The following is a 21,943-nucleotide window of genomic DNA, read 5'->3' on the forward strand; positions in this document are numbered from 1 at the left end:
CAATTCAAGGTGTTACAGCGTCTTTCGCGCGTCTCAAAAGACGCGCGGCGCTGTCATTGAGATCGGGGAAGCCGCCAGATGTCATCCGACCCGACAAGACCGCCGGAAACCACCGTTGCCAGTGACAGCGAGGAGCGCATCAAGCGTTTTCTCGCGACCGCTTCGCACGACCTGCAATCGCCGCTCCGCCATATCGCCATGTATGCCGAACTGCTGCTCGACGATCTCGAGGAGACGCTCGACGGCGAACAGCTTCAGAGCCTGCGGATGATCATGGAAAAGGCGCAGACGGCGCAGCGCCTCACCAAGGCATTGATGAGCCTTGCCGGCGGCACACCCCAGGTGACGCCTGAAGAGGTCGATCTGCAGGCGCTCGCCGAAAATGTCTGGGGCGAACTGACCGACGAGACGGCGGTCGGCGAGGCGACGCTTGAAAGCGACGGCCTGCCCTCCATCCGTACCGACCCTGCCCTCTTCGGTCTGGTGCTGCGGCATCTGCTGACCAATGCCCTCATGTATCGCAGCGAAGCGCCGCCGCATGTGGCCATTGCCGCGGAGCGCGAGGGGACGGACTGGTTCATCCGGATTTCCGACAACGGCACGGGCATCGATCCCGCCTACCGGGAGCGGATATTTGAGCCTTTCTGGAAATTGCCGAAGCCCGGAACGGTCCAGGGCGCCGGTCTCGGATTGACCACGACGCGGGAGTTTCTGACGGCGCTCGGCGGCGATATCAGCCTCGAACATTCGGATGAAAGCGGCAGCCGCTTCATCATCCGCCTTCCCATCGCTTGAGATCAGATGCTGTAATCGTCCTTCCAGAAATCCGGGACGTCATAGGTCACATATTCGCGAATGATGTGTTGCAGCGTCTGGGCATCGATTTCGTCCTTGCCGATGCGGAAATCGACGCCGTAATCCGGGAATTCCTGGAAATAGCCGCCCGATATATCGGTCGAGACGACGCCGATCGGACCGGTGTAACCGATGCCGCGCAACTCCGGCACCGTGTCGCGGAAATCGGCATTGGGCAAAAGGCGATTGTCGAGCAGGATGAGATCGAAGCGCGCCGCGCGGATCTTTTCCAGCGCGTCACCGATCGATTGCGAATATTCAACCTCGACGGCCGGCTCGGAGAGATCGGCGATCTTCTTCTTGAGCGCGCGGAATTCGATGAATTCGTCGTCGACAAAGAGAACCTTTACGGCATTCCTCCGGCCCGTTTCGGTGATCATCGTCTCATTTCCCCAATCCCGAAACCAACTTCACGAAACCAAACCATTCCTCAAGGCGATCGCCACCATATGAACGCGGTTCACAGCGTCAAGTTTGCGCGCGGCCGCGGTGATGTGCGAATTGACCGTATGTTCGGAAAGACCGAGAATGATGGCGATTTCCGCGGACGTCTTGCCTTCGCTCGTCCATTTGACGATTTCCGATTCGCGCTGGGTCAGCCGTCCGGACATTTCCGGCGTCAGGATTTCCTCGTAGAGCTTGTCGAAAATGCGCATGGCGTCGAGAAGCATGTCGGCGATCTCACTCTGATCCGGCTCCTGACGCTCGCCGCTGAGCACGAGACAATATCGCCGACCTTCCGGCGTGAACAGCGGGATGAAGAGAAAGACGCCGCCGAGGAACTCGTTGAAAACAAGATCGGACGGATAATCTTCCGGCTGTGCGCTCCTGCCATGGACCGGCGTGGCCAGGAACTGGGCGGTCTTTGCCCGGACGGTGCCCAGCGCTTCCTTCAACGTCGTGATGAAAAGGCCGACACGCCGCTCGGCAACATTGGTGATGACGATATCGCGTTCACCGAAAGGGGCCGAAGCCTCGGAAATGCGGGCCAGCGCGAAATTATCGAAGTTGTAATGCTGTGCCGCCGATTTCAGCAGACGGAAAAAATCGGTGCGGTTGATCGCCCGGCTCAGCTCCGGTCCGGCATGAAAGGGAATTGCCGGGGCATTGTTCATTCCCACTCTTCCTCTCCTCCCGCCAATGCCTCTAATCCCGAAATCTTGGGATATACGTCTTAAACGCGAAGAGCTACAAAAATTGCGAGACGATTGATGAGAGATATCGAAAACGGGGACTTTCGATATGTAAGGCGGAAATCATCAATTATCTCAACGACAGGTGATGCACGGGCAGATTTTACTGAGGGGCAGTAGTTCTTACCTGGGTATCGTATTCTTCCTGCATTCAACATCCATGAATGCGAGAAGGCAGTGCCAGACGTAAGCGCGAGAGAGCCGATAGACCCATTCAGCTAAGGGGTTGGCTGATGTTCGTGGCGGCGAACGCGGGTTGATCGGTTCTCTCAGCGCTTATTTTGCGTTCCATATTCTTCGCTTCGGTTGCATCTTGTGATGCGTCCTCGACCTTGTCAATTGCGGTTTGTCAGATGGCTTGGACGAATGGTAGGGAATAGGGCATACGGCTTTCGCCGTTTTCTACATCTCAAGATTGAGAATGATCTTGGCAAGGTCAAGTGGCTTTTCCAGATAGACATCGGCGCCGGCATCGAGTGAGCGCGCGCGGTCCTCGGCAGCATCCGATCCGCTGCAGATAGCAAGCCGCATCGCCTTGAAACGATCATCCAGGCGCAACCGAGTGATCAGGCCGATTCCGCTATCGAGCGGCATGTAGAGATCGGCGACCAGCAGATCGGGTGAGGTCTTGCCTTCCGCCGCGCGCGTCTCCAGTGCCTCCAGCGCCAATTCGGCGGTCGAAAAACAGAATAGATCGACGTCTAACTGCTGCTTTTTGCTCATATAGTCGACATAGAAGAGGTCATCCTTGCTATCGTCGACATAAAATAGGGTGGTCATCTAGCACCGTGATCTGGATATTGTTCGAATGAACCTCGCTGTCCTTCGACATCACCATACCGCGGTTCCACTAAAATTCGATATACCTCATCGCAGATCATTTCGCAAAAAGCGCGGCACCGCCCTGCCTTGCCTATTGAGTATTCCTCGATTTCGGAAAAGATGGCCGCGCAAACCGAAGGAGGACACACGGGTGCAGGATCAGGGCAACGTGGACCTGCAGGACCAGCCAAGGCGGCACTACCGTGCCTTTGCGATAGCCGTCGGCTGCCTGATGTTGCTTCTCGGCGTAACGGCGCTTACCGGCTGGCTGCTGCAGATCGAGATTGTCATTTCGCTGGTTCCCGGCTTTCCATCGATGGCCTTCAATACGGCGCTCTGCTTCGTGCTTTCCGGCGTGGGACTTGCCACTTCGACACTCGCCGCCCGCCGTTTTCGAGCAACGGCGGCGATCACGGCGGGGCTTGCGGCGGCGATCGCCGCTGCCCGGCTCGTGGAAATCGTCATGATCGGGCGAACTTTTCACAATGTCGACGTGTTGATCTCGCGCTTCCTGGTTTCGCCGGACTTCATCGCGGAGATCGGCGGCGGCATGGGGCCGAACACGGCGCTGGTCTTCCTGATCGCCAATCTCTCGCTGCTGCTCTCGCTCCAGGTGGAGAGGTCCAGAAGCCAGGTGGTGCAGGAATTGACGAGCTACGTCGTCATCACGCTCGGCATGATCGCGCTGGCCAGCTATGTCACCGATGCCGAACAGGGCTACCGCTGGGGACCCTATGCGGCGATGGCGCTGCATACGGCGGTCGGCATGGTGATCTTCGGCTCCGGGCTTCTCGCCCGCTCCTGGTGGATGCAGCCGGCAAACCGGGCGCAGATCCCGCTGTGGATCCCGGCTGCGGTCTGCTTCACCGGCCTTCTCGTCGATCTCTATACGCCGCTGGGTGTCGCCAACGGCATTCTCTATGTACCGCTGGTGCTGACGGCGCTCTGGTTCGGCAACAGAAATGCGCCGCTTTTCTTCGCCTTTGCCTGTACCGTGCTGCTGATGCTCGGCTTCTTCGCCGTCAAGCACGACGAAGCGGGGTTCTGGCAGGAGATCGCCAACCGCACCATTACGGCTGCCACGCTTTGGCTGATCGCGCTCTTCGTCTTCTATTTCATGCGCAACACCCATCATCTGGAAAGCGAGCGTGTCCGCTTCGGCGCGCTGGTGCGCGGCACGCCTGATGCCGTCGTCGTCATCGACGAGCGTGGAACGATCAAGAATTTCAATCCGGCGGCTGAAAGCATGTTCGGCTACTCCCCGCAGGAGACGATCGGCAAAAACATCAAGATGCTGATGCCCGAACCCTACCATTCCGAGCACGACGGCTATCTCGCCCATTACCGGAAGACTGGCGAGGAGCGCATCATCGGCACGACGCGCATGGTCTCCGGACGACGCAAGAACGGCATCGTCTTTCCGATCGATGTTTCCATCAGCGCCGTCGCCACCGGCCATACGAAGACCTTCGTCGGTATCGTGCGCGACATCAGCGAGCGCGTCCGGCAGGAAGAACGGATGAAAACGACGCTTTCCCAGCTCGAGGCCTATACGGCCGAGCTCGAGCGCAGCAACCACGACCTCGATGAATTCGCCTATATCGCCTCGCACGATCTCAAGGAACCGCTGCGCGGCCTGCACAACCACTCCCGCTTCCTGTTGGAGGATTATGAAGACAAGCTTGACGTGGACGGCGTGCGCCGGCTGAACCGGCTCGTGCGTCTCAGCCAGCGCATGGAGAAGCTCGTCAACGAGCTTCTCTATTTCTCCCGGCTCGGACGCCAGCAGCTGGCGGTCAAACGCACCGATATCGGCCTGATCGTCAAGGATGTCGTCGCGACGATGGAGTTGCTGCTGGAGGAACGGCACGCCAAGGTGATCATCGACGGCCGGCTGCCGGAGGTGGTCTGCGACGCGCCGCGGCTGACCGAAGTGTTCCGCAATCTCATTACCAACGCGATCAAATACAACGACAAGCCGGCGCCGCTCGTCTCGATCGGCTATCTTGACCGGTTCGTCGGCAAGGACGGCACGGTTGCCCGCAACGTGTTTTTCGTTAAGGATAACGGCAAGGGCATTCCGCAGGAATTCCACGAGGATATTTTCCGCATTTTCAAACGGCTGGAAAAGTCGCAGGATTCCGACGACGGGACCGGAGCAGGCCTCACCTTCGTTCGCAAGATCATCGCGCGGCACAATGGCGATATCTGGCTGGAATCCGAGGTCGGCACCGGCACGACATTCTACTTCACACTGGGAAAAAAGCGCGAGGGGCAGAATGCAGCAGCGTGATACGCAACCGATCCTGATCGTCGAGGACAGCGAAGACGATTTCGAAGCGACGATGCGCGCCTTCAAACGCACCAATCTGCGCAACTCGATCCGCTGGGCGGCCTCCGGTCAGGAAGCGCTCGACATGCTCGCCGAGATGGTGCCGAAACCGGGGCTGATCCTGCTCGACCTCAACATGCCGGGTCTTGACGGCCGCAAGACGCTGGAGGCGATCAAGTCGAACGCCGGCTGGCGCAAGATCCCGGTGGTGATCCTGACCACCTCCGACGACGAACGCGATATCGAAGGCTGCTATGCGCTCGGCGCCAATACCTATGTGCAGAAGCCGGTGGATCTCGACGGGCTCTTCGCCGCGATCCAGCGGCTGAAGGAATACTGGTTCGAAATCGCGATCCTGCCGCTCGAGGACTGACAGATTGGCGGAACACTGCTCTATTCTCATCATCGACGACAACATCGACGATCTCGAGGTCTATCGCCGCATATTGGGCCGCGTTTCCAGCACTGCCTATACCGTCGTGGAGGCGGAGACCGGCGAAGAGGGTCGTGCGCTGAACGGCCGCAAACGGCCGGACTGCATCCTGCTCGACTATTCGCTGCCGGGGCGCGACGGGCTCGGCGTTCTTGCCGATATTCTGGAGGATGATCCCGCCGCCAACGTCATCATGCTGACCGGTCAGGGCAACGAAACCGTCGCCGTCGAGGTGATGAAGAGCGGCGCGCGCGACTATCTGACAAAGGATTCGCTTTCGCCCGAGACACTGCATCGCTGCATTCAAAACGCCATCATGCACGGCATGCTGGAAGCAAAGCTGGAGCAGAAGCGGCAATCGCTTGAGATCTTCACCCGTGCCATGGCCCATGATCTGAAGGAGCCGCTCCGGACGATCAAATCCTTCAGCCGCATCCTGCACGGTTCTGCGGCACTCCCGGCCGAAGACCGGGAATTGCTCGATTACGTGCTCAGCGCTGCCGACCATATGGAAGACCTGATCGTCAAGGTCTCGGGCTTCACCAAGCTCGAGGCCTCCGGCGGACTGGAGCTCAAGCCGGTCTCGCTCTCCGATGTGCTCGACCAGGTGGAGGACAATCTGCGCCAGCAGACCGAGAGCCGCGGAGCCATCATCATCCGCGGGGCGCTGCCGGAGGTCATGGGCGATGCGACGCTGCTGACCCAGCTCCTGCAGAACCTGGTGTCGAATGCCGTCCGCTATTGCGAGCAGAAGGTTCCGGAGATCAGCATCACAGGCGAAGCGCTGGGCGATACCTGCCGCCTCACGGTACGTGACAACGGGCCCGGCATCGACCCCGAGCACCGCGAGCTGATCTTCCAGCCGTTCAAGCGTCTCGTCGGCCGCGGCATCGAAGGCACCGGGCTCGGCCTTGCCATCTGCCGCCGCATCGCGCAGATGCATGGCGGCTCGATCTGGTGCGAGGCAGAAAATGGGCCGGGCGCCACCTTCATTCTCGAAGTGCCGCTCGCCGAGGCGAGGCCCGCGCCATCAGCCGCATCGGCCGTGCCGCACAGCGCCAGGCCGGCGGAGCAGCCAGGCGAAGGTTCGGGCAGGCTCGCCGAAGTGCTGCTCGTCGAAGACAGCCCGGCCGACATCCAGCTTCTGAAGATCAAGCTGATGCGGCGGGACAAGGTGAATTTCAACCTGCATGTCGCCACCAACGGACGCGAGGCGATGCGGCTGCTCGAAGAGCGCGCCGGCATCGCCGATGTGCCGCAGATCGACCTGATGCTGCTCGACATCAACATGCCGATCATGGACGGCTTCGAGGTGCTGCATGCGCTTTCAGCCGACATCCGTCTCAAGCGAATTCCCGTCTGCATCCTCAGCACGTCAAGCGACGAAAGCGACATGCGGCGGGCCAGAAATCTCGGCGCGCGCGCCTATATGATCAAGCCGCCGACCCTGCAGCAACTGGAAGAGGCACTCGAAGATGTCGAACATTTGGAGTTGTTGCAGCGCGGCGATTCGCTTGCGCTTTGTGCGGAACAAAATTAAGCGATCGTCATTGGCAACGGTATGACCTTCGCAGCTCTCATACTCGCGCTCCTGACGACACCGCTTCAATCAGGACTGCTCTCGATGGTATCAGGCATACATCACATCACGGCCGTCACCCGCAAGGTGCAGGCGAATGTGGACTTCTACGCGGGATTTCTCGGCATGCGGCTCGTCAAGCAGACAGCCGGTTACGAGGACGCGACGCAGCTTCATCTGTTCTACGGCGATGCAGTGGGGACGCCGGGTTCGCTGCTGACCTTCCTTGCCTGGGAAGATGGTGCGGCCGGCCGAGCCGGTTACGGGCAGATCAGCGAAATATCGCTGTCGATCAATCCCACCAGCATCGGCTACTGGCTGACGCGCGCCATGAGCTTCGGTCTGAGGTCAGAGGGACCGGCCGACGAATTCGGCGAACCAGTGCTCAGGCTGAAGGACCCCGACAACATCATCCTCAAGCTCGCGGGCGCAAAGAACCTCGCATCGCCGGCCGCCTGGGACGGCGCCTCGATCCCGGTCGAGCATGCCGTTCAGCGCGTGCGCGGCGCGACCATGCTGACGGAGAAGCCCGCCGAAAGCCGCAGCTTCCTCGAAACGCATTTCGGTTACCGCTTCCAGGCCACCCGCGGCACGATCGACAGGCTGGTGTCGCAATCCGGCGACGTCATCGACGTGCGCGATGCACGCGGCTTCTGGTCCGGCGCGCCTGGCACGGGGACGGTCGATCACGTCGCCTTCCGCGCCGCCGACGAGGAGACGCTGCTTTCCGTCCGCAAGGCTCTGGAGGCGACCGACGCCTCGCCGACCAACATGCATGACCGCAAATATTTCCGCTCGCTCTATGCCCGCGAGCCCGGCGGCACGCTGGTGGAACTCGCCACCGACAAGCCCGGCATGACCGTCGACGAAGAGCAGGCCGCCCTCGGGGGGAAGCTGTTCGCGCCACCCGAAGCCATCACCAACCTTCACGACCTGAAGGTGATGTTGCCGCAATTTTCGATGCCCGGCCAGCCGCATGTCAATTATCGCGAACTGCCATTCGTCCACCGGTTCTATACGCCCCCGGATCCCGATGGCAGCGTCTTCGTTTTGTTGCACGGCTCCGGCGGCAATGAGACGACGCTGATGCCGCTCCTGAACAAGGCGGCGCCGCGGGCGACGCTGCTCGGCGTGCGCGGCCGGGCGACGGAGGAAGGGTTTCCGCGCTGGTACAAGCGCATCACCCCCTTCTCCTTCGACCAGAACGACATCAAGACCGAGGCGGAGGCCTTCGCGGCCTTCATCGAGGGCGCCGTCAAATCCTACGGGCTCGATCCTCAGAAGGTCGTCTATGTCGGCTATTCCAATGGCGCCAACCTTTTGAACTCGCTGCTCTACCTGCACCCGAACCTGGTTCACAAGGCGGTGCTGCTGCGCTCCATGCCTGTACTCAGCGACTATCCGCATGCCGATCTGAAAGGCACGGACCTGCTCGTCATCAGTGGCAAAACGGATGCCTATGGCAAATATGCGAGCGAACTGGAAGAAAGGCTGAAAAGTTCAGGCGCCACCGTCGATTCCGACGTCATCCCCGGCGGCCACGATCTCGGCGATGCCGACATTCCGATCATCCAGAAATGGCTGTTGCAGGAAAATCGCTGACGATCAGCCGCGGCGGGCAACCATGATGCCGGCAAGCACAACGGCGCCGCCGAGCGCCTGCATCGTCCCGATCGCCTCGTTGAGCAGAGCCCAGGCAAGGATTGCCGCAACGACCGGCTGCAACAGCAGCGTCAGCGAGGAAAAGGCCGCCGGCAGATAGGCCAGCGCATAGGTGATTGCCACCTGCCCGCCGGCATGGCTGATAAAGGCCAGGCCGAAGACGATCGACCAGCCATAGAGGGTCGCGGGCAGCATATGGCCCTCGTAGATGAGGCCGATCGGAAAGATGCAGACGGCAGCGCAGGCCGTGCTCCACAGCATGATGCGGATTGTATCGAAGCGGCTGCGCAGCCTGCCGATCGCAAGGATGTAGCAGGCATAGAAGAAGGCGGCGATCATCGCCATGCCGTCGCCGCGAAGGTCGCCATTGCCGATGGCTGCCGGTCCGCCCTTCAGAATGACGACGCCTGATAGTGCCAGGACAAGCCCGAGCGCGAAGACGCGGCTGATCCTCGCGCTGAAAAAGGCGAAGGCGATCAGCGTGACGAAAACCGGTGCGAGATTGGCAAGCAGCGTTGCGTTGGCGACCGACGTCATGGTGAGCGAAAGGTGCCAGGCGGCGAGATCGAGCGCCAACATGACGCCCGGGAGAACCAGCATGCCATAGTCGGAAAGGCTTTGCGGCTTCGGCCCCCTTTCCTTCTTCATGAGCGCGACGATGACGATCGGGATCAACGCCAGCGCCACGCGCCAGAAGGCCGTCGCCATCGGACCGACTTCGGACAGCCTGACGAAAATCGGCGAGCCGCCGATCGCCGCCCCGCCGAGAAGGAGCGCGGCAAGAGCGAAACGATTGGAAGGCGAGGCTTCGGAAAGGGTGGGAGCGGCCTGCGACATGATCTCGATATTTCTGGTCGCCCAAATGCCGGGCCGGCGGGATATTACAGCGCCGCGCGTCTTTTCGAGAGCCGCAAAGGACGCTGTAACACTTTAAATTGCTGCATAATTTTATCCTTAAATCGATTTCGATTTAAGGAATTATGCAGTGATGGCCGACGGACTATCAGAAGTCGATCACCGGGGACAGTCGAAGAGCGACGTATTGGTGGAAAATCAGGCAGGATGCCTATTCGTCGTGCTGGTCCGCAGCTTTTCGGCGATCTCGGTCGCGACGAAGAAGGCATGCTCGGTCACCTGCGGCAGTCCCATCAGCTCGCCGAAGGTGCCGCGCGCCAGCGGACCGGAGATCAGCAGCGAAGGATCTGCGTTTCCTGACGGACCGATCGCCTCCGAGCGCTCGGTGCAGGCAAGGCCGAGGCCGGTCGGGTCGAGCGTCAAATGGCCACTTGCCGCCAAGGCTGCGAGCCAGGGCTGGGTTTGGAGAATACCGCCATGCGCCGGGCCGGTGGTGACGACGACGGCGTCATAGCGTCCCTCCAACGGCTGGCGCTGATGACGCGGCTGCAGGGTGCAAAGAATGAGCTCGCCCTCGATGCGCGTATCGGCAACCGACCCGGCCAGGATATCGAGGCGACCCGCAGCAACCGCCGCGTCGAGCACGGCCTCGACCTGCGGTGCGATACGGAAACGATGCACATCCCAATAGGGACGCAGATGGCGGACGAGACGGCGTCGTTCGGCAACCGGCAGCGTCTGCCAGAGATCGTATCCCTGCGCCCGCACCTGATCGATCACCCCATGCCAGCTGATGCCCTCTTCCTTCGCCGCATCTATGGCGGCGCGGATCCCTCTCAGCAGCGACACGGCGGAATGGGTCGCATCGGAGATGAAATCGCCGAAGAGCTCCTGCGGTACCGGCGGATGGCCGCGAGACCGCAGACCGCGGCGCGAGATCGCGGTCACCGGACCGTCATGCCCGCGCTCAGCCAGCGAGGCGATGACATCGGCGGCCGTCAGGCCGTTGCCGATGACCAGCACCCGGTCCTGCGGGCGGATCACGTCGAGCGCGCCGGGCTTGGTGGTGTCGGCGACGAAACGGGGATGGGCGGCAAGCCGGCTCGCAAGCCGGCCCGGGGCTGCCGGCGGCGGATGGCTGGTGGCGATCGCGACGATATCGGCCTCCGTCACGCCGCCTCTGTCGTCGAGGATCGACCAGCGGCCGGCACGGCGTTCGACAGCCGTCACTGCGGCGCGGCAATGACGCACGCTTCCGTCTTCCAGCAGCGGCTTCAGCAGCGAGGCGACATATTCGCCGAACAGCCGGCGCCGGGGGAAGAGCGAGCCATCGGGCTGCCTGGCCTCAGGGTCGCCGGCGACGGCGTCGCGGGCTTCGATCCAGGCCAGGAATTCGCCCAGGTCATCGGGCTGCAGGCTCATCTTGGCGGCTGGAACATTGATGCGGTGGGCCGGATCGGCCGTGTCATAGGCAAGGCCGCGGCCGAGTTCGGCGCGCGGCTCGAAGACCATAATGGCAGGGCGCTCGCCGCAGTTGGCTCTCGCGAGATGATAGGCGACACCGGCGCCGGAGACACCGCCGCCGATGATGGCGACGACGGGCTGTTCAGACGTCGGGAGAGGCTTGGGCTGCATGGTGGCCGGGATCATTGCTTTCGATGCCCGAGCATAGAAGCCGGGCATTGGTCACGCAATCCTCCGCCCCCGATTGTCTATAATTATTATGTAGATTTAGCCTTGCCCCGATATCGTCGTCGAGAACTCGGGATTGCCGCGGATGGTGTTGCTCACCGTGCAGATCTCGTCTTCGGCGACATGGGCGATTTTCTGCCGGGTTTCTTCGTCGATATCGCCCTTGATCGAAAAAGCGATGTTAAACTTGGCAACGCGCGAAAGGCCTTCCGTCGCCTTCTCGCCGGTGACCTCGGCAGTGATCTCGCTGATCTTGTCGAGAATACCCATCTGGCTGGCGGCGATGCGGGCGCTGAGCACCAGACAGGCCGAGAGCGAGGAATAGAGCAGATCGAGCGGATTGAAACCCGGCTGTGACGGCGCGGTGACGATATCGATCTCGCCCTTGGTGGCGGAGGTGATGTGCGGGAAACCTGTACGGCCGACAACGGCGGTGGCGCCGGTCGGGCGGGGACGAGCCTTGAGATCGGCCATGTTGAAAATCCTCTGACGAACATCTTGCAGATGGTGATTTCCGCCTGAGGCGGCAATGGCAAACGCCGCCCATGGGTTTCGGAACCTTTCCACCCGTCATCAGTTGAATACACCTGAACGAAATCCGTGACAAAGGTGGATTGCGATGCCTGACGTCCGCAGCATGGATAACCAAGGCCGGCGGATGGATGCTCGCGATCGACTGATCGTTGCGCTCTATGCGCAGTTGAAAGCCGAGCGGGAAACCCGCGAAACGCTGGAATGGGCGATCCGAAATGGCGCCGTCTCACAGGAGGTGCTGGAAGCCATCGCTGCCGATCCGGTTCCGGTCGTCACCAGCGAGGATATCGCCTCGCTAGAGAAGATCATTGCGCTCGATGAACGGCGCAAACCAAATCGGAACTAGCCGACGACGACATGCACTCTATTTGAGTGAGAAGAGGAGATCCGAAATGGCCGATATCACCTATCAGGTCGTGCCGCATGACAATGGCTGGGCCTATAAGCTCGGCGACACACTTTCGGAGACCTATGCGACAGCGGACGAGGCGATCGTCCATGCCCAGGACGCCGCATCGCGCCAGAAGATCGGCGATGGCGATGCGCTGCTCGCCTATCCCGCGCCCGACGGCCGCGGCTGGGCATTTCAGGAACTCGAAACCGACAAGAGCGGCAGCCGGCTCTGATCTGCAACGGAGGATGGAATGGCCGCTCGGGCAAGCTGGAAGGGTCATCTGAAGGTGGGCGACCTTGCCTGCGCCGTCGGGCTCTACACCGCCGTTTCCTCCTCCGACCGCGTCTCCTTCAACATTATCAACCGCAGGACCGGCCACCGGGTGGAACGGCAATTCGTCGATAGCGAGACCGGCAAACCGGTCGAACGGGGCGACCAGGTCAAGGGCTACCAGATGGAGAACGGCGACTACATCGTCATCGAGGGCGACGAGATTGCCGAAATCATGCCGGAAAGCGACAAGGTCCTCAATATCAAGGCTTTCATCGCCTACGACGATATCGACAAACTTTATTTCGACCGCCCTTACTATCTCGCGCCCGTCGACGAACATGACGAGGAGGCGCTGTCGCTGATCGCCAGGGGCATGCGTGACGGCAAGGTCGCGGCTCTGGCCGAAGCCGTGCTTTTCCGGCGCAACCGGACGCTGCTGATCCGCCCGCACGACAACTACATCGTCGCGACGATGCTGAATTTCGACTACGAGGTGCGCTCGGCCGATACGGTTTTCGAAGACATTCCCGACATCAAGTTCGACAAGGAAATGATCGAGCTTGCCGGCCATATTATTGGCACCAAGCACGGCAGCTTCGAACCGAGCACATACGAAGATCGCTACGAGGCTGCCCTTGTTGAGCTGGTGAAGGCGAAGATCGAGGGCCGGGTGCCACAGAAGAAGAAACCGGCTCCGGAACGCAAGGTCGTCGACCTGATGGAAGCGCTGCGCCAGAGCGCCAAGATGAGCGGCAAGGCGCCAGCAAAGAAGGCCCCGGCGAAGAAGAAGGCGCCGGCGCGCAGCGACAGCCGCAGCAAGAAGGCAAGCTGAGATGGCCTCGCCCCTGGCGGGCGATGGGCAATCTCAGGCGCACCCGACCTCGCTCGAATGCATCGGTTTGTCGCGCCGGCGAAGCTACTGGACCTGAAGCGCGTCAAAGTAGATTCCCGCGGTGCGCTTTAAGTCCTTGATCTATTTATGTCGTTTCCCAAAATCGCTGGCCACTTTTTCATTGGCGCGGCTTCTCGCCGCCTTCGGCCGCCAGGCTCTTTTTCAGCGCATCCATGATATTGATGACGTTGCCGGTCGATTTCACCGGTGCAGGTTTTTGCGCGGGCGCTGCCTTCTTCAGGTTCTTCTGCTTGCCGCGGATCATCGACTTCAGACGTTTCTGGATCGGATCCTGCACCATGGTCGGGCTCCAATCCTTCGTCTCCTCCTTCACCAGTTGCGTCATCAGCGTCAGCAGCTTGGTGTCGATCTCGGTTTTGTCGTCGAGTTCAGCCACGGGATCACGCACCTCGTCGCCATAACGCAGGGTCCACAGAACGATGCCTTTGCCCAGCGGTTCCAGCAGGACTGCACGCTCGCGGCGATAAAGGACAAGGCGGGCAATGCCGACAACGTCATTTGCCTTCATCGCCTCGCGGATGACGCAGAAGGCTTCCACCCCGACCTTGTCCTCCGGCGCCAGAAAATGCGGTTTGTCGTACCAGATCCAATCGATCGAGCCGCGCGGCACGAATGTGTCGATCTCGATTGTGCGGGTGCTTTCGAGCCCGACTTCCTCGATCTCCTCGTCTTCGAGAAGAACATAGTCGTCCTCGCTGCGCGGATAACCCTTTACCTGGTCCCTCTCGGCCACCGGCTTATGGGTGACGCTGTCGACATAGCGGCTTTCGACGCGGTTCTTCGTCTGGCGATTGAGGACGTGGAAACGGACCTTGTTGCTTTCGGTCGTCGCCGGCGTCAGCGAGACGGCGGCGGTGACAAGCGAGAGCTTGAGATAACCTTTCCAGAATGTCTGACGTGCCATGTCTGTCCTGTCTCCCGGACACGGTTGAGCATGGCAATCAACGGCGAGTTCGGTCTTTGGTTCCGGCAATTGAAGATTTCGTTGATCAGATACGGTCGGTGCATTTCCATTTCATGGATCGGCTGCCGTTGGGCCGAGCATTGTAGGCGGAGAGACCAGAGCCACTCTTTCCTTGCCACCGCCATTTTCCTCTTCAATAATGAAAGCCCCAAGACGTCAGGATATCGGTAATCTGAATGTTGCGACTTTTCGCCAACCTCGTCATCGTCCTCGCATGCAATTTCTTTCTCATCGTCGTCAATGCTGGCGCGTCCTTCGCACAGGAATGCCCCGACCCGACAAAAGCGACGAATGCCTCGGCCCAACAAAAGCAGGCAAGCAAGCGATTAAATCGCGCTCTTCCCATCTATCGCGCCAGATCGGCCCGATACAATCTGGCTCTTGTCGGCGATTCGCTCGTCGAACTCTGGCAGCCCTGGATCAAGGACAGCTTTCCTACGCGCCCGGTGATGAACCTCGCGGTCGCCGGCGACACCACGCAAAATGCATTGTACCGCCTCGATGGTTTAGACCTTCCGGATTTCCATCCCGCGGATGTCGTCTTGCTTATCGGCACGAACAACCTGGGTGCGAAAACTACGCCATGCGCAGTGGCAGCTGGTGTCGTGGCTGTTGTCAGCAAGGTTCGCGCTCTTTGGCCGGGCGCCCATATTTATGCGTTGTCCATACCGCCTCGGGGCAAGCGCTATGCCTTCTACGAGGATGTCAGAATTCCGGCCAACCAACTTGTCGCATCGTCATTGGCTGAAATGCCGGGTGTCACGTTTGTTCAAATGAACGATGATATGTTGCGGTGCGGTAAGCCAAGCGATAAAGAATGTTCCAACTACAAGCCTGACCATCTTCATTTCAATGAAGGGGCATACAAGCTGATCACGAGCTTCCTCGCCACAGCGGGTCTACAGCTTTGATTTTTGCCGCTCAGGTGGTTACCAAAACGTAAGGCGGAATGTCATGAGCACCTCATTTGACAGCTACCAACCGATTGGCCTGCAAAGACATAGACCCAGAGCTCGCGCGCAATATCGCATTCGGCGTGAAACCCTCGTTCGGATCCTCCTCTCGGCAATATTTTATATTTCCCTCTGGAGAGCGACTGGCATGTGGTACGGGCTGCCCGCCGACTTCCAGGAGGGTGTCGGCAAAGATCCCATGCCAATGCGACTCTTGCTGATGTCGCTCGTTCCACTCATTGGCCTCTACTGCCTGCTGGAGCCCAGGCGAGTCGTTGAATTGCTCCGCAGCGCCTCGCCGCTGGTCGGCATAGTCTGCTTATGTGTCTTTCTCTCAATCGCTTTTTCCGTCAGCGTTACAGCCTCGCTCCGGGCTCTCGTCGCCGTCGCATTGCTGACAGCTGGACCCCTTCTTTACAGAGCCCGTTATGGAGCCGTTGACACATTTGAAAGCTTGGCGAAATTTGCCATTGCGACGGCCTTCATCAATATTCTTTACACGGCAGCCTTTCCCCGGTTTGCGGTGATGAGAGGCAGTTATGCCGGGATGGTGAAGGGGGCGTTCTACCACAAAAACATGCTCGGCCAGTTTTCGGCAACAAACTTCATCCTGCTGCTTCCAGCCCTGCCGATGTGGCGTCTGCGCTATTATGATCTCCTGCGATGGGCGGCAATGCTGCTCTACCTCGTGCTCATCGTGCTGGCGAAATCATCGACGGCGATCATCCTGCTTTCGATCGGAGTAGCCGTATACTACGGAATGAGCTGGATTCAGCGCTTTCCGGGCCGCATCTTCAGATCCTTCGTCGTTCTTCTTGCATTCGCCCTGCTGGGCTTCGTCGTCTCCGTCGCGTTGATGGGTGTGGCACAGGCGATTGCCGAGTCATTCGGGAAAGACCTTACGCTCAGCGGACGCACGAATGTCTGGGAACAGTTGCTGCCGCTGATCTACGAGCGGCCGCTTTCAGGCTGGGGATTTGCCTTGTTCCGACAACCCGACATCATGGAGCAATATGTTCGCCTTACGTGGGACGCTCAATCCACCCACAACACCTATATCGAACTTGCGCTGAACATGGGCATACCCGCCACCATCATCTGGACCTCGTTCGTCGTGGTGCGGCTCGTGGCGAAGATGACCTCGTCGCCCCTCAATCAAGCGCTCGCCATCACCAAGAGAAAGGAGGTTGTCATCATCCTCCTGATCTTGATCGGCGCGTTTACCGAAGCCGGAATGATGCTCGCCCCCTTCATCTTATGGCCCCATACCGTGATCGCACTTACGAGCCTCGGCCCGGAGTTCCTGTCCCGCTTCCGCAAACCGACCCAGGCAGGCGCGCAACATGCATCAGGCTAAAAAGATGACTTCAGATAATCGTAGACTGGTTGGCCTCGATGGGATTCGTGGCTTGGCGGCTATTTGTGTGGCCGTGCATCACACCGAAGGTTTTGTCGGCTTTGATGCAGCACCTGCTGCCTACCTCGCCGTCGACCTGTTTTTTTGTCTCAGCGGCTTCGTGATCGGCCACGCCTATGAGAGGAAACTCATTCAAGAGTCTTCGCTCTCCGCCAATGATTTCGCCATCAAGCGTCTCATTCGCCTATACCCCCTCTATCTGCTCGGTTTGTTGTTCGGCGTCCTCGCATATGCAGGCATGTCGCTCAGCAGAAATCAGCAGATGGATCCGATGCTGTTTGCCACCTCGTTGATTGCCTCGATGTTCTTCCTGCCGGCGATCGGTGGAACATCGCTGAAGGCGCCGAACCTGTTCCCCTTCAATGGTCCGTCATGGTCCCTATTCCTGGAGATCGTGATCAACCTCGCCTACGGCTATACGGCGAGATTGCTGTCCAACGGTGTGCTCGCTGTCATCCTGCTTGCGTCATGGGTTTGGCTGGCGGCGCAAACGCTGGCTCATGGAAGCGCCGACCTGATCCCGCTCGACGGCGCCTTGCTCTCCGGATTTCCCCGCGTTCTCTTTTCTTTCAGCCTCGGCATCTTGATGTACCGCTACCGCGCGCGGCTTTCCCCTTCAGGCATCGGAAAAGCAGCCGCAGTGACAACAATCGTCGTCGCGACTGCTCTTCTCGTCTTCCAGGCGCCAGCCGCCCTGGTTGGCATAAAAGACCTGATTGTCATCACTGCTTTATTTCCTCTCGCCGTGCTTGTCCTTTACACAGCCAACTTCGATGGCGTGCTGCGACGGCCCCTTCTTATTGCGGGGGAGGCGTCCTACGCGCTCTATGCAATTCATGTTCCGCTGCTCGGATTGCTGTTGGGAGCCTGGAAAGCCGCTGGCCTGGGACAACCGCCGGCCTGGGCGATCTTTGCCATCGTTCTTCCGCTGATCGTCGTATTGGCCATTGTCGTCACCCGCCTTTACGATGAACCGGTTCGCAAAGCGCTCAGCGCAGGAAAGGCCATGAGGCTTCGCTGGCGGCGATCCTGATTTTGGCGAATTAGAGCGTCCTTTCTCCGCCTGAAAGGACGCACGGTGCTCTAATCCCGTGCAGCCAAGCGATACGCCGCTTAAATCGACAGATAGCGCTTCTGCCAAGGCAGCCTGTGTTCCTGCCATGCGCGCGGCGTGAAATCGTCATAGGCAGTTTCAGCGATCGCCAGCATCCAGTTCTGCGCCTTGCGGGCCAGCAGGACGCATGACAATTCCATGCCAGGCTCGACCGTAATGGAGGGCCGGTTGGCGCCTGGGATATCGATCCCCTTGTTCCGCCATTGGATGCGGATTTCGTCGGGCTCGGATGTCCATTCGCCGGCGGCAACGGAGGCGTTGCCATCGGGCTTGAAGCGCAGCGGCGGCGGCGTGACGTTCAGGAAGCTGCCATCGTTGCGATAATTGCCATCGATATCACCCGCAGTCGCTTTGCCGTTTCCCTTGAGAACGATATCCTGCTCGCACCGCAGGAATATGTTGCGCCGAAAGCTGCCGGACCACCGACGGTTGGCGAAGAACGCGATATCGCATTGGCTAATGACGTTGTCGTGGATATCGATGTCTTTGCGAAATGCCTGCTCCTGATCCGAAAAGCCGCTCAGGCTGACGCCGCGATTGGTGTTCTCGATCCAGTTATCATAAATGTGATGGCCGGCGTGGTCGGCCTTGTCGCCGACGCCGTAGCCGAAGGAATAGTCATTCATCCTGCCGTCGCGCATGATGTTGCTGCGCACCACGGCGTCATCCCCGATCGACGAAAAGGAGAAATTCTTGCCGCCGATGAAATTGTACTCGACGAGGTATTTTCGCGTTTTGTCGCAGACCAGCGCGCCCTTGTTCGATGCGCTCGCCGGCGACTGCAGGAAGAGGTTGCCGCGGATCACGATATCGGAGCTGATATTGTCGTCGCTGTTTTGATAAGCGAACTGGCAGCAGTCTGCTCCCTCGCCCGGGGCCGCGCCGATGCGATTATTCTCCAGCAAGACGTGGGTCGTCTTCGTCAGGTAGATGCCGTCGCCGTTCACATTCTCCGTTTCACAGCGCCTGACGGTGAGGTTCTTGCCATTGTGAAATTTGAAACCTCGAGGAGAGTTCTTGACGATAACGTCTTCGACCACCGTATCGGAAAACACCTGATAGGCGACGCCAACATCGGGCGCACCATCGATGACCTGTCCGCGTGTAGACGCGCCGTGAACTTTCTTTCGCAGGATGGCGGTCATTGCATTTCCTTCGATACTGGTGCCGCGGGGAATTAAGCAGAGGGCATGTGGCGGATGTTTGAATATTTGGAAATCATCGGGCTTCTTGATCGAGTATGTTACACGCTTCGCCTTTCCACAGGCACTGTTCAAGTGATCGCGAAGACCAAGCGAAGCTGACAGCACATCGTGTCAGCTTGTAAACCGCCCATCTTTCAGAAACGACAAGGCTTGGCTCCACATCGTTTTGTTGACGGGCAAGAAAGTGTGGTTTGCCGGAATGACGATATGCGCAGCTGCGCCGTCGAGACGCGTGCTCTCCACCGAAACCTTTCCATCATTCGGAACCCTGAGGCCAATGATAAGCGAAGAGACCGGATCGATGGTCCGATTCCCGGCGATGATGCCAAGTTCGTAATCGACCGTGCCGAACAACTCGGTCATTGCGGTTTGATCGGTAATCAGCTGCTGTCCCGCCGGTCCATAGACCTTCCTGTATAGCGGCCAGGTCTTGAGGAAATCGGCAATCTGACTGCCGTTGTTCGGCGTTCCGACCATCACAACTCTCCCCAGGTTGGCTGGGCGATAGCTCCTGAGAAACGCGCGGATGACCAGCCCACCCATCGAATAACCGACGAAATGGACCCGGCCATCGTCTGCTTTCTTCACGGCGTCGTCGATCTCCGGCCGAATGATGTCGACGAGGTCGCTGATCGAAAACCGAGTGGAGGGGTAACCGACATTCACAACCCGATAACCGTGGCCGGACAGGAAGCCGGCGAGCTTCGCCATGCTTTTTTTCGTCCGGGCGATGCCGTGAAAAAGGAGGACTGTGTCGTTCATCAGTGTCCGCTCAACTGCTATCGATCGGGTCTATCCTGTAGCTTTCAAGGTGAACCTTGTCGATCAATGCCGAATAGCCAGACATCCGAATAATTTCGTTGTGGCGCACATGTGCTCGAAGCCGGAGCATGCAAGGGGTGAAAGCAGGGGTGCGCCTATTCTCACGCCCCCGCCACAAGCGCCTTGTTCTTATTTTGAGACGTCTACGGCCGCCTCATCGATAAGGGCAGCGACCTCCAGGGGCTTTGATTGAGGCAAAGCATGGCTTGCCTCCAAGGTCGCGACTTTCCGAGCATTGAGACGAGCCGACATTGCCTTTTGATTTTCAGGAGCAATCATTCTGTCTTCACTTGCTATTTGATACCAGGACGGCTTCTTCCGCCAGGCCGGGGCGGTGATGACGTCTCCAAAGGTGCCGGCGAGCGGCGCCTTTTGGGTCGCCGCCAAAACGAAAGCATCTTCCGGGGATATATCCTGGCAGAAGCTTTCGTGAAATTTGTCGGCCTTGAGCCATAGGTAGTTGTCGCTGTCCGGCTCGATATTGGCCATTGCCACAGGAGGACTCTGTTGGGTGATTCCGCCTGTACTTTCGCCTGCGTCGGGAGCGAATGCGGCGATATAAACAAGCCCCACGACATTCGGTTGATCTCCCGCTTCGGTGATGACCGCGCCGCCGTAGGAATGACCGACGAGCAGGACCGGCCCTTTCTGCTGGGCCACCATCTTGCGTGTCCGTTCAGCGTCCTCAGCTAGCGAAGTCAACGGCAGTTCGACGGCGTGCACGGACTGATAACCCCTGCGCGCCAGTTCGAGTATGACCTTGCCCCAATGTGTGGCTCCACCCCAAAAGCCATGCACCAGAATGATCGTCGGTTTATTACTCATAGTTTTCTCCTGTTTCCTGGGAAGAGCGACACGGCCGTGATCGGCGACAAGGGATTCCGAGCCGCCTCCTTCCTCCGCCGTCGACGGAATTGGCGGCGTACTCCGGTGGCCGCCTTGCGAACGGTCCTACATATACATCCAACTGCATTAATTGATTGCATTCAATATAGCTAGATCTTCCGATGGATGCGATAAGTCATCTTGCCGCAAACCTTCCTTTGGATACAAGCCGCATCCATTGCCATTGCGGCCGACACCAAAAAGCGGCTGCGAGTCGAGGCAGTCCCCTTCCTAAAGTCCCGCGTAAACAGGTGACAGAGGCTCGTGCTGCTCAAATATTCTGGCTCCTCCCAGTGATTGACGGCCAATTGAATGCATCTGATTTGGGCTTTCGTGCATTCGATTTTGGCGTTCTGTCGCACAGAAAATCAGCTATGAAAATTTCATTCTGAAAATTGATTGCATAAATGAATGCATTATAGCTCTATTTGACTGCTATTTATGCATAATCAATCTGGCATGGTGCTTGCAATTGGATGGATGCTCCCCGGATGGGGATCGGATTTCAATCAAGGAGCCATCCATGCCCGCAGTGACCAAGCCAGCCAATCAAAAAGGCGACTTTCTTGTCGATTACGAGGACAAGGTTTTCGAAGACGTACAGGCCGGCGAAGGCGAAAAAGCCCTCGTCACCTTCCATACCGTGGCCTTTGAAGGATCGATCGGATTCGTCAACCTGCTGCAGGCGACGCGCCTGAAGCGGAAGGGTTTCGAGACCTCGATCCTTCTCTACGGCCCAGGCGTGACGCTCGGCGTCCAGCGTGGTTTTCCGACGCTCGGCGCGGAGGCCTTTCCCGGCCATCTGAATTTCAACAACCAGATCGTCAAGTTCATAGAAGAAGGCGGCAAGATCTATGCCTGCCGTTTTGCCCTTCAGGCGCTTTACGGCCATGGCGAAGGCGCGCTGATCCCCGGCATCACGCCGATCAGTCCGCTCGACGTTCTCGACCTGATCCTGATCCATCGCCGCGACGGCGCCTTCATCCTCGATACCTGGACGCTCTGAGCAGCAGCGCGCCGAAGAATAGAGGGCGGAGCCTTGGCGC

Annotated in this window: 22 protein-coding genes; 12 read left to right on the forward strand and 10 right to left on the reverse strand. The window is 59.2% G+C overall.

What is annotated here, in order from left to right; translation table 11 throughout:
• Window positions 1-78: 78 nt before the first annotated feature.
• Window positions 79-795, forward strand: coding sequence for an ATP-binding protein (locus G9X67_RS22155; RefSeq protein ID WP_138334391.1), 717 nt, complete (start codon window positions 79-81; stop codon window positions 793-795).
• Window positions 796-797: 2 nt separating this feature from the next.
• Here G9X67_RS22155 and G9X67_RS22160 read toward each other — a convergent pair whose 3' ends face one another.
• From G9X67_RS22160 to G9X67_RS22170, 3 genes are all read right to left on the reverse strand, one after another.
• Window positions 798-1,235, reverse strand: coding sequence for a response regulator (locus G9X67_RS22160; protein WP_138334392.1), 438 nt, complete (start codon window positions 1,233-1,235; stop codon window positions 798-800).
• A gap of 30 nt (window positions 1,236-1,265) precedes the next feature.
• Entirely contained in the window at window positions 1,266-1,970 is a 705-nt protein-coding gene (locus G9X67_RS22165) for a helix-turn-helix transcriptional regulator (protein WP_138334393.1), read from the reverse strand.
• Between the two features lie 480 nt (window positions 1,971-2,450).
• Window positions 2,451-2,828 carry a response regulator gene (locus G9X67_RS22170; protein WP_138334394.1) on the reverse strand — a complete coding sequence of 126 codons (378 nt, stop codon included), beginning with the start codon at window positions 2,826-2,828 and terminating at the stop codon, window positions 2,451-2,453.
• Between the two features lie 28 nt (window positions 2,829-2,856).
• Here G9X67_RS22170 and G9X67_RS22175 point away from each other — a divergent pair, with 28 nt between their 5' ends.
• The 4 genes from G9X67_RS22175 to G9X67_RS22190 are packed head-to-tail and all read left to right on the forward strand — an operon-like array spanning window position 2,857 to window position 8,816.
• Window positions 2,857-5,163 (forward strand): PAS domain-containing sensor histidine kinase, encoded by a 2,307-nt coding sequence (locus G9X67_RS22175; RefSeq protein WP_171599683.1) that lies wholly within the window; start codon window positions 2,857-2,859, stop codon window positions 5,161-5,163.
• Entirely contained in the window at window positions 5,150-5,575 is a 426-nt protein-coding gene (locus G9X67_RS22180; RefSeq protein WP_003545468.1) for a response regulator, read from the forward strand. Before G9X67_RS22175 ends, G9X67_RS22180 begins: the two co-directional genes overlap by 14 nt.
• Before the next feature lie 4 nt (window positions 5,576-5,579).
• Window positions 5,580-7,175, forward strand: a complete 1,596-nt coding sequence (locus tag G9X67_RS22185; protein ID WP_171599684.1) for a response regulator — start codon at window positions 5,580-5,582, stop codon at window positions 7,173-7,175.
• A 21-nt stretch (window positions 7,176-7,196) separates the two neighbouring features.
• Complete coding sequence (locus tag G9X67_RS22190) at window positions 7,197-8,816, forward strand: VOC family protein (protein ID WP_171599685.1); 1,620 nt, start codon at window positions 7,197-7,199, stop codon at window positions 8,814-8,816.
• A gap of 3 nt (window positions 8,817-8,819) precedes the next feature.
• Here G9X67_RS22190 and G9X67_RS22195 read toward each other — a convergent pair whose 3' ends face one another.
• The 3 genes from G9X67_RS22195 to G9X67_RS22205 form a co-directional block, all read right to left on the reverse strand.
• Window positions 8,820-9,713: a DMT family transporter gene (locus tag G9X67_RS22195; RefSeq protein WP_171599686.1), complete on the reverse strand. Its 894-nt coding sequence runs from the start codon at window positions 9,711-9,713 to the stop codon at window positions 8,820-8,822.
• Between the two features lie 216 nt (window positions 9,714-9,929).
• Window positions 9,930-11,414 (reverse strand): FAD/NAD(P)-binding protein, encoded by a 1,485-nt coding sequence (locus tag G9X67_RS22200; protein WP_171599687.1) that lies wholly within the window; start codon window positions 11,412-11,414, stop codon window positions 9,930-9,932.
• Window positions 11,415-11,462: 48 nt separating this feature from the next.
• On the reverse strand, window positions 11,463-11,897 hold the full coding sequence (locus tag G9X67_RS22205) for an OsmC family protein (protein ID WP_171599688.1): 435 nt from the start codon (window positions 11,895-11,897) through the stop codon (window positions 11,463-11,465).
• Window positions 11,898-12,042: 145 nt separating this feature from the next.
• Between G9X67_RS22205 and G9X67_RS22210 the strand changes: the two genes are divergently transcribed.
• The 3 genes from G9X67_RS22210 to G9X67_RS22220 are packed head-to-tail and all read left to right on the forward strand — an operon-like array spanning window position 12,043 to window position 13,456.
• A complete protein-coding gene (locus G9X67_RS22210) occupies window positions 12,043-12,303 on the forward strand; it encodes a hypothetical protein (protein WP_003545458.1) in 261 nt (86 codons plus the stop codon).
• Window positions 12,304-12,349: 46 nt separating this feature from the next.
• Entirely contained in the window at window positions 12,350-12,583 is a 234-nt protein-coding gene (locus G9X67_RS22215) for a DUF2188 domain-containing protein (protein ID WP_171599689.1), read from the forward strand.
• An 18-nt stretch (window positions 12,584-12,601) separates the two neighbouring features.
• Window positions 12,602-13,456, forward strand: a complete 855-nt coding sequence (locus G9X67_RS22220; RefSeq protein WP_171599690.1) for a Ku protein — start codon at window positions 12,602-12,604, stop codon at window positions 13,454-13,456.
• A 178-nt stretch (window positions 13,457-13,634) separates the two neighbouring features.
• Here G9X67_RS22220 and G9X67_RS22225 read toward each other — a convergent pair whose 3' ends face one another.
• Complete coding sequence (locus G9X67_RS22225) at window positions 13,635-14,441, reverse strand: Ku protein (protein ID WP_171599691.1); 807 nt, start codon at window positions 14,439-14,441, stop codon at window positions 13,635-13,637.
• A 236-nt stretch (window positions 14,442-14,677) separates the two neighbouring features.
• Between G9X67_RS22225 and G9X67_RS22230 the strand changes: the two genes are divergently transcribed.
• From G9X67_RS22230 to G9X67_RS22240, 3 genes are read left to right on the forward strand one after another with little or no spacing between them, the layout of a single operon-like run.
• Window positions 14,678-15,412, forward strand: coding sequence for a GDSL-type esterase/lipase family protein (locus tag G9X67_RS22230; RefSeq protein ID WP_171599692.1), 735 nt, complete (start codon window positions 14,678-14,680; stop codon window positions 15,410-15,412).
• A 43-nt stretch (window positions 15,413-15,455) separates the two neighbouring features.
• On the forward strand, window positions 15,456-16,811 hold the full coding sequence (locus G9X67_RS22235; protein WP_138334403.1) for an O-antigen ligase family protein: 1,356 nt from the start codon (window positions 15,456-15,458) through the stop codon (window positions 16,809-16,811).
• Window positions 16,798-17,904, forward strand: a complete 1,107-nt coding sequence (locus tag G9X67_RS22240) for an acyltransferase (protein WP_171599693.1) — start codon at window positions 16,798-16,800, stop codon at window positions 17,902-17,904. The genes G9X67_RS22235 and G9X67_RS22240 overlap by 14 nt, the downstream gene beginning before the upstream one ends.
• Before the next feature lie 80 nt (window positions 17,905-17,984).
• Here G9X67_RS22240 and G9X67_RS22245 read toward each other — a convergent pair whose 3' ends face one another.
• The 3 genes from G9X67_RS22245 to G9X67_RS22255 form a co-directional block, all read right to left on the reverse strand.
• Window positions 17,985-19,145, reverse strand: a complete 1,161-nt coding sequence (locus tag G9X67_RS22245; protein ID WP_348649130.1) for a right-handed parallel beta-helix repeat-containing protein — start codon at window positions 19,143-19,145, stop codon at window positions 17,985-17,987.
• Window positions 19,146-19,301: 156 nt separating this feature from the next.
• Window positions 19,302-19,952 (reverse strand): alpha/beta fold hydrolase, encoded by a 651-nt coding sequence (locus G9X67_RS22250; protein WP_171599695.1) that lies wholly within the window; start codon window positions 19,950-19,952, stop codon window positions 19,302-19,304.
• A 189-nt stretch (window positions 19,953-20,141) separates the two neighbouring features.
• Entirely contained in the window at window positions 20,142-20,837 is a 696-nt protein-coding gene (locus G9X67_RS22255; RefSeq protein ID WP_171599696.1) for an alpha/beta hydrolase, read from the reverse strand.
• Between the two features lie 583 nt (window positions 20,838-21,420).
• Here G9X67_RS22255 and G9X67_RS22260 point away from each other — a divergent pair.
• A complete protein-coding gene (locus G9X67_RS22260) occupies window positions 21,421-21,903 on the forward strand; it encodes an MSMEG_0572/Sll0783 family nitrogen starvation response protein (protein ID WP_171599697.1) in 483 nt (160 codons plus the stop codon).
• The last annotated feature ends 40 nt before the right edge of the window (window positions 21,904-21,943 follow it).

The sequence above is a fragment of the Rhizobium sp. WYCCWR 11152 genome, assembly GCF_013087615.1.
GTDB lineage: Bacteria > Pseudomonadota > Alphaproteobacteria > Rhizobiales > Rhizobiaceae > Rhizobium > Rhizobium indicum.

Bases quoted from the DNA above. Each gene is read 5' to 3' on its own strand.
- G9X67_RS22220 (WP_171599690.1), top strand. From the start codon at position 12,602: ATGGCCGCTCGGGCAAGCTGGAAGGGTCATCTGAAGGTGGGCGACCTT.
- G9X67_RS22155 (WP_138334391.1), top strand. From the start codon at position 79: ATGTCATCCGACCCGACAAGACCGCCGGAAACCACCGTTGCCAGTGAC.
- G9X67_RS22195 (WP_171599686.1), bottom strand. From the start codon at position 9,713: ATGTCGCAGGCCGCTCCCACCCTTTCCGAAGCCTCGCCTTCCAATCGT.
- G9X67_RS22175 (WP_171599683.1), top strand. From the start codon at position 2,857: ATGAACCTCGCTGTCCTTCGACATCACCATACCGCGGTTCCACTAAAA.
- G9X67_RS22235 (WP_138334403.1), top strand. From the start codon at position 15,456: ATGAGCACCTCATTTGACAGCTACCAACCGATTGGCCTGCAAAGACAT.
- G9X67_RS22260 (WP_171599697.1), top strand. From the start codon at position 21,421: ATGCCCGCAGTGACCAAGCCAGCCAATCAAAAAGGCGACTTTCTTGTC.
- G9X67_RS22210 (WP_003545458.1), top strand. From the start codon at position 12,043: ATGCCTGACGTCCGCAGCATGGATAACCAAGGCCGGCGGATGGATGCT.
- G9X67_RS22250 (WP_171599695.1), bottom strand. From the start codon at position 19,952: ATGAACGACACAGTCCTCCTTTTTCACGGCATCGCCCGGACGAAAAAA.
- G9X67_RS22225 (WP_171599691.1), bottom strand. From the start codon at position 14,441: ATGGCACGTCAGACATTCTGGAAAGGTTATCTCAAGCTCTCGCTTGTC.
- G9X67_RS22205 (WP_171599688.1), bottom strand. From the start codon at position 11,897: ATGGCCGATCTCAAGGCTCGTCCCCGCCCGACCGGCGCCACCGCCGTT.
- G9X67_RS22170 (WP_138334394.1), bottom strand. From the start codon at position 2,828: ATGACCACCCTATTTTATGTCGACGATAGCAAGGATGACCTCTTCTAT.
- G9X67_RS22165 (WP_138334393.1), bottom strand. From the start codon at position 1,970: ATGAACAATGCCCCGGCAATTCCCTTTCATGCCGGACCGGAGCTGAGC.
- G9X67_RS22240 (WP_171599693.1), top strand. From the start codon at position 16,798: ATGCATCAGGCTAAAAAGATGACTTCAGATAATCGTAGACTGGTTGGC.
- G9X67_RS22180 (WP_003545468.1), top strand. From the start codon at position 5,150: ATGCAGCAGCGTGATACGCAACCGATCCTGATCGTCGAGGACAGCGAA.
- G9X67_RS22230 (WP_171599692.1), top strand. From the start codon at position 14,678: ATGTTGCGACTTTTCGCCAACCTCGTCATCGTCCTCGCATGCAATTTC.
- G9X67_RS22190 (WP_171599685.1), top strand. From the start codon at position 7,197: ATGACCTTCGCAGCTCTCATACTCGCGCTCCTGACGACACCGCTTCAA.
- G9X67_RS22255 (WP_171599696.1), bottom strand. From the start codon at position 20,837: ATGAGTAATAAACCGACGATCATTCTGGTGCATGGCTTTTGGGGTGGA.
- G9X67_RS22200 (WP_171599687.1), bottom strand. From the start codon at position 11,414: ATGCCCGGCTTCTATGCTCGGGCATCGAAAGCAATGATCCCGGCCACC.
- G9X67_RS22160 (WP_138334392.1), bottom strand. From the start codon at position 1,235: ATGATCACCGAAACGGGCCGGAGGAATGCCGTAAAGGTTCTCTTTGTC.
- G9X67_RS22215 (WP_171599689.1), top strand. From the start codon at position 12,350: ATGGCCGATATCACCTATCAGGTCGTGCCGCATGACAATGGCTGGGCC.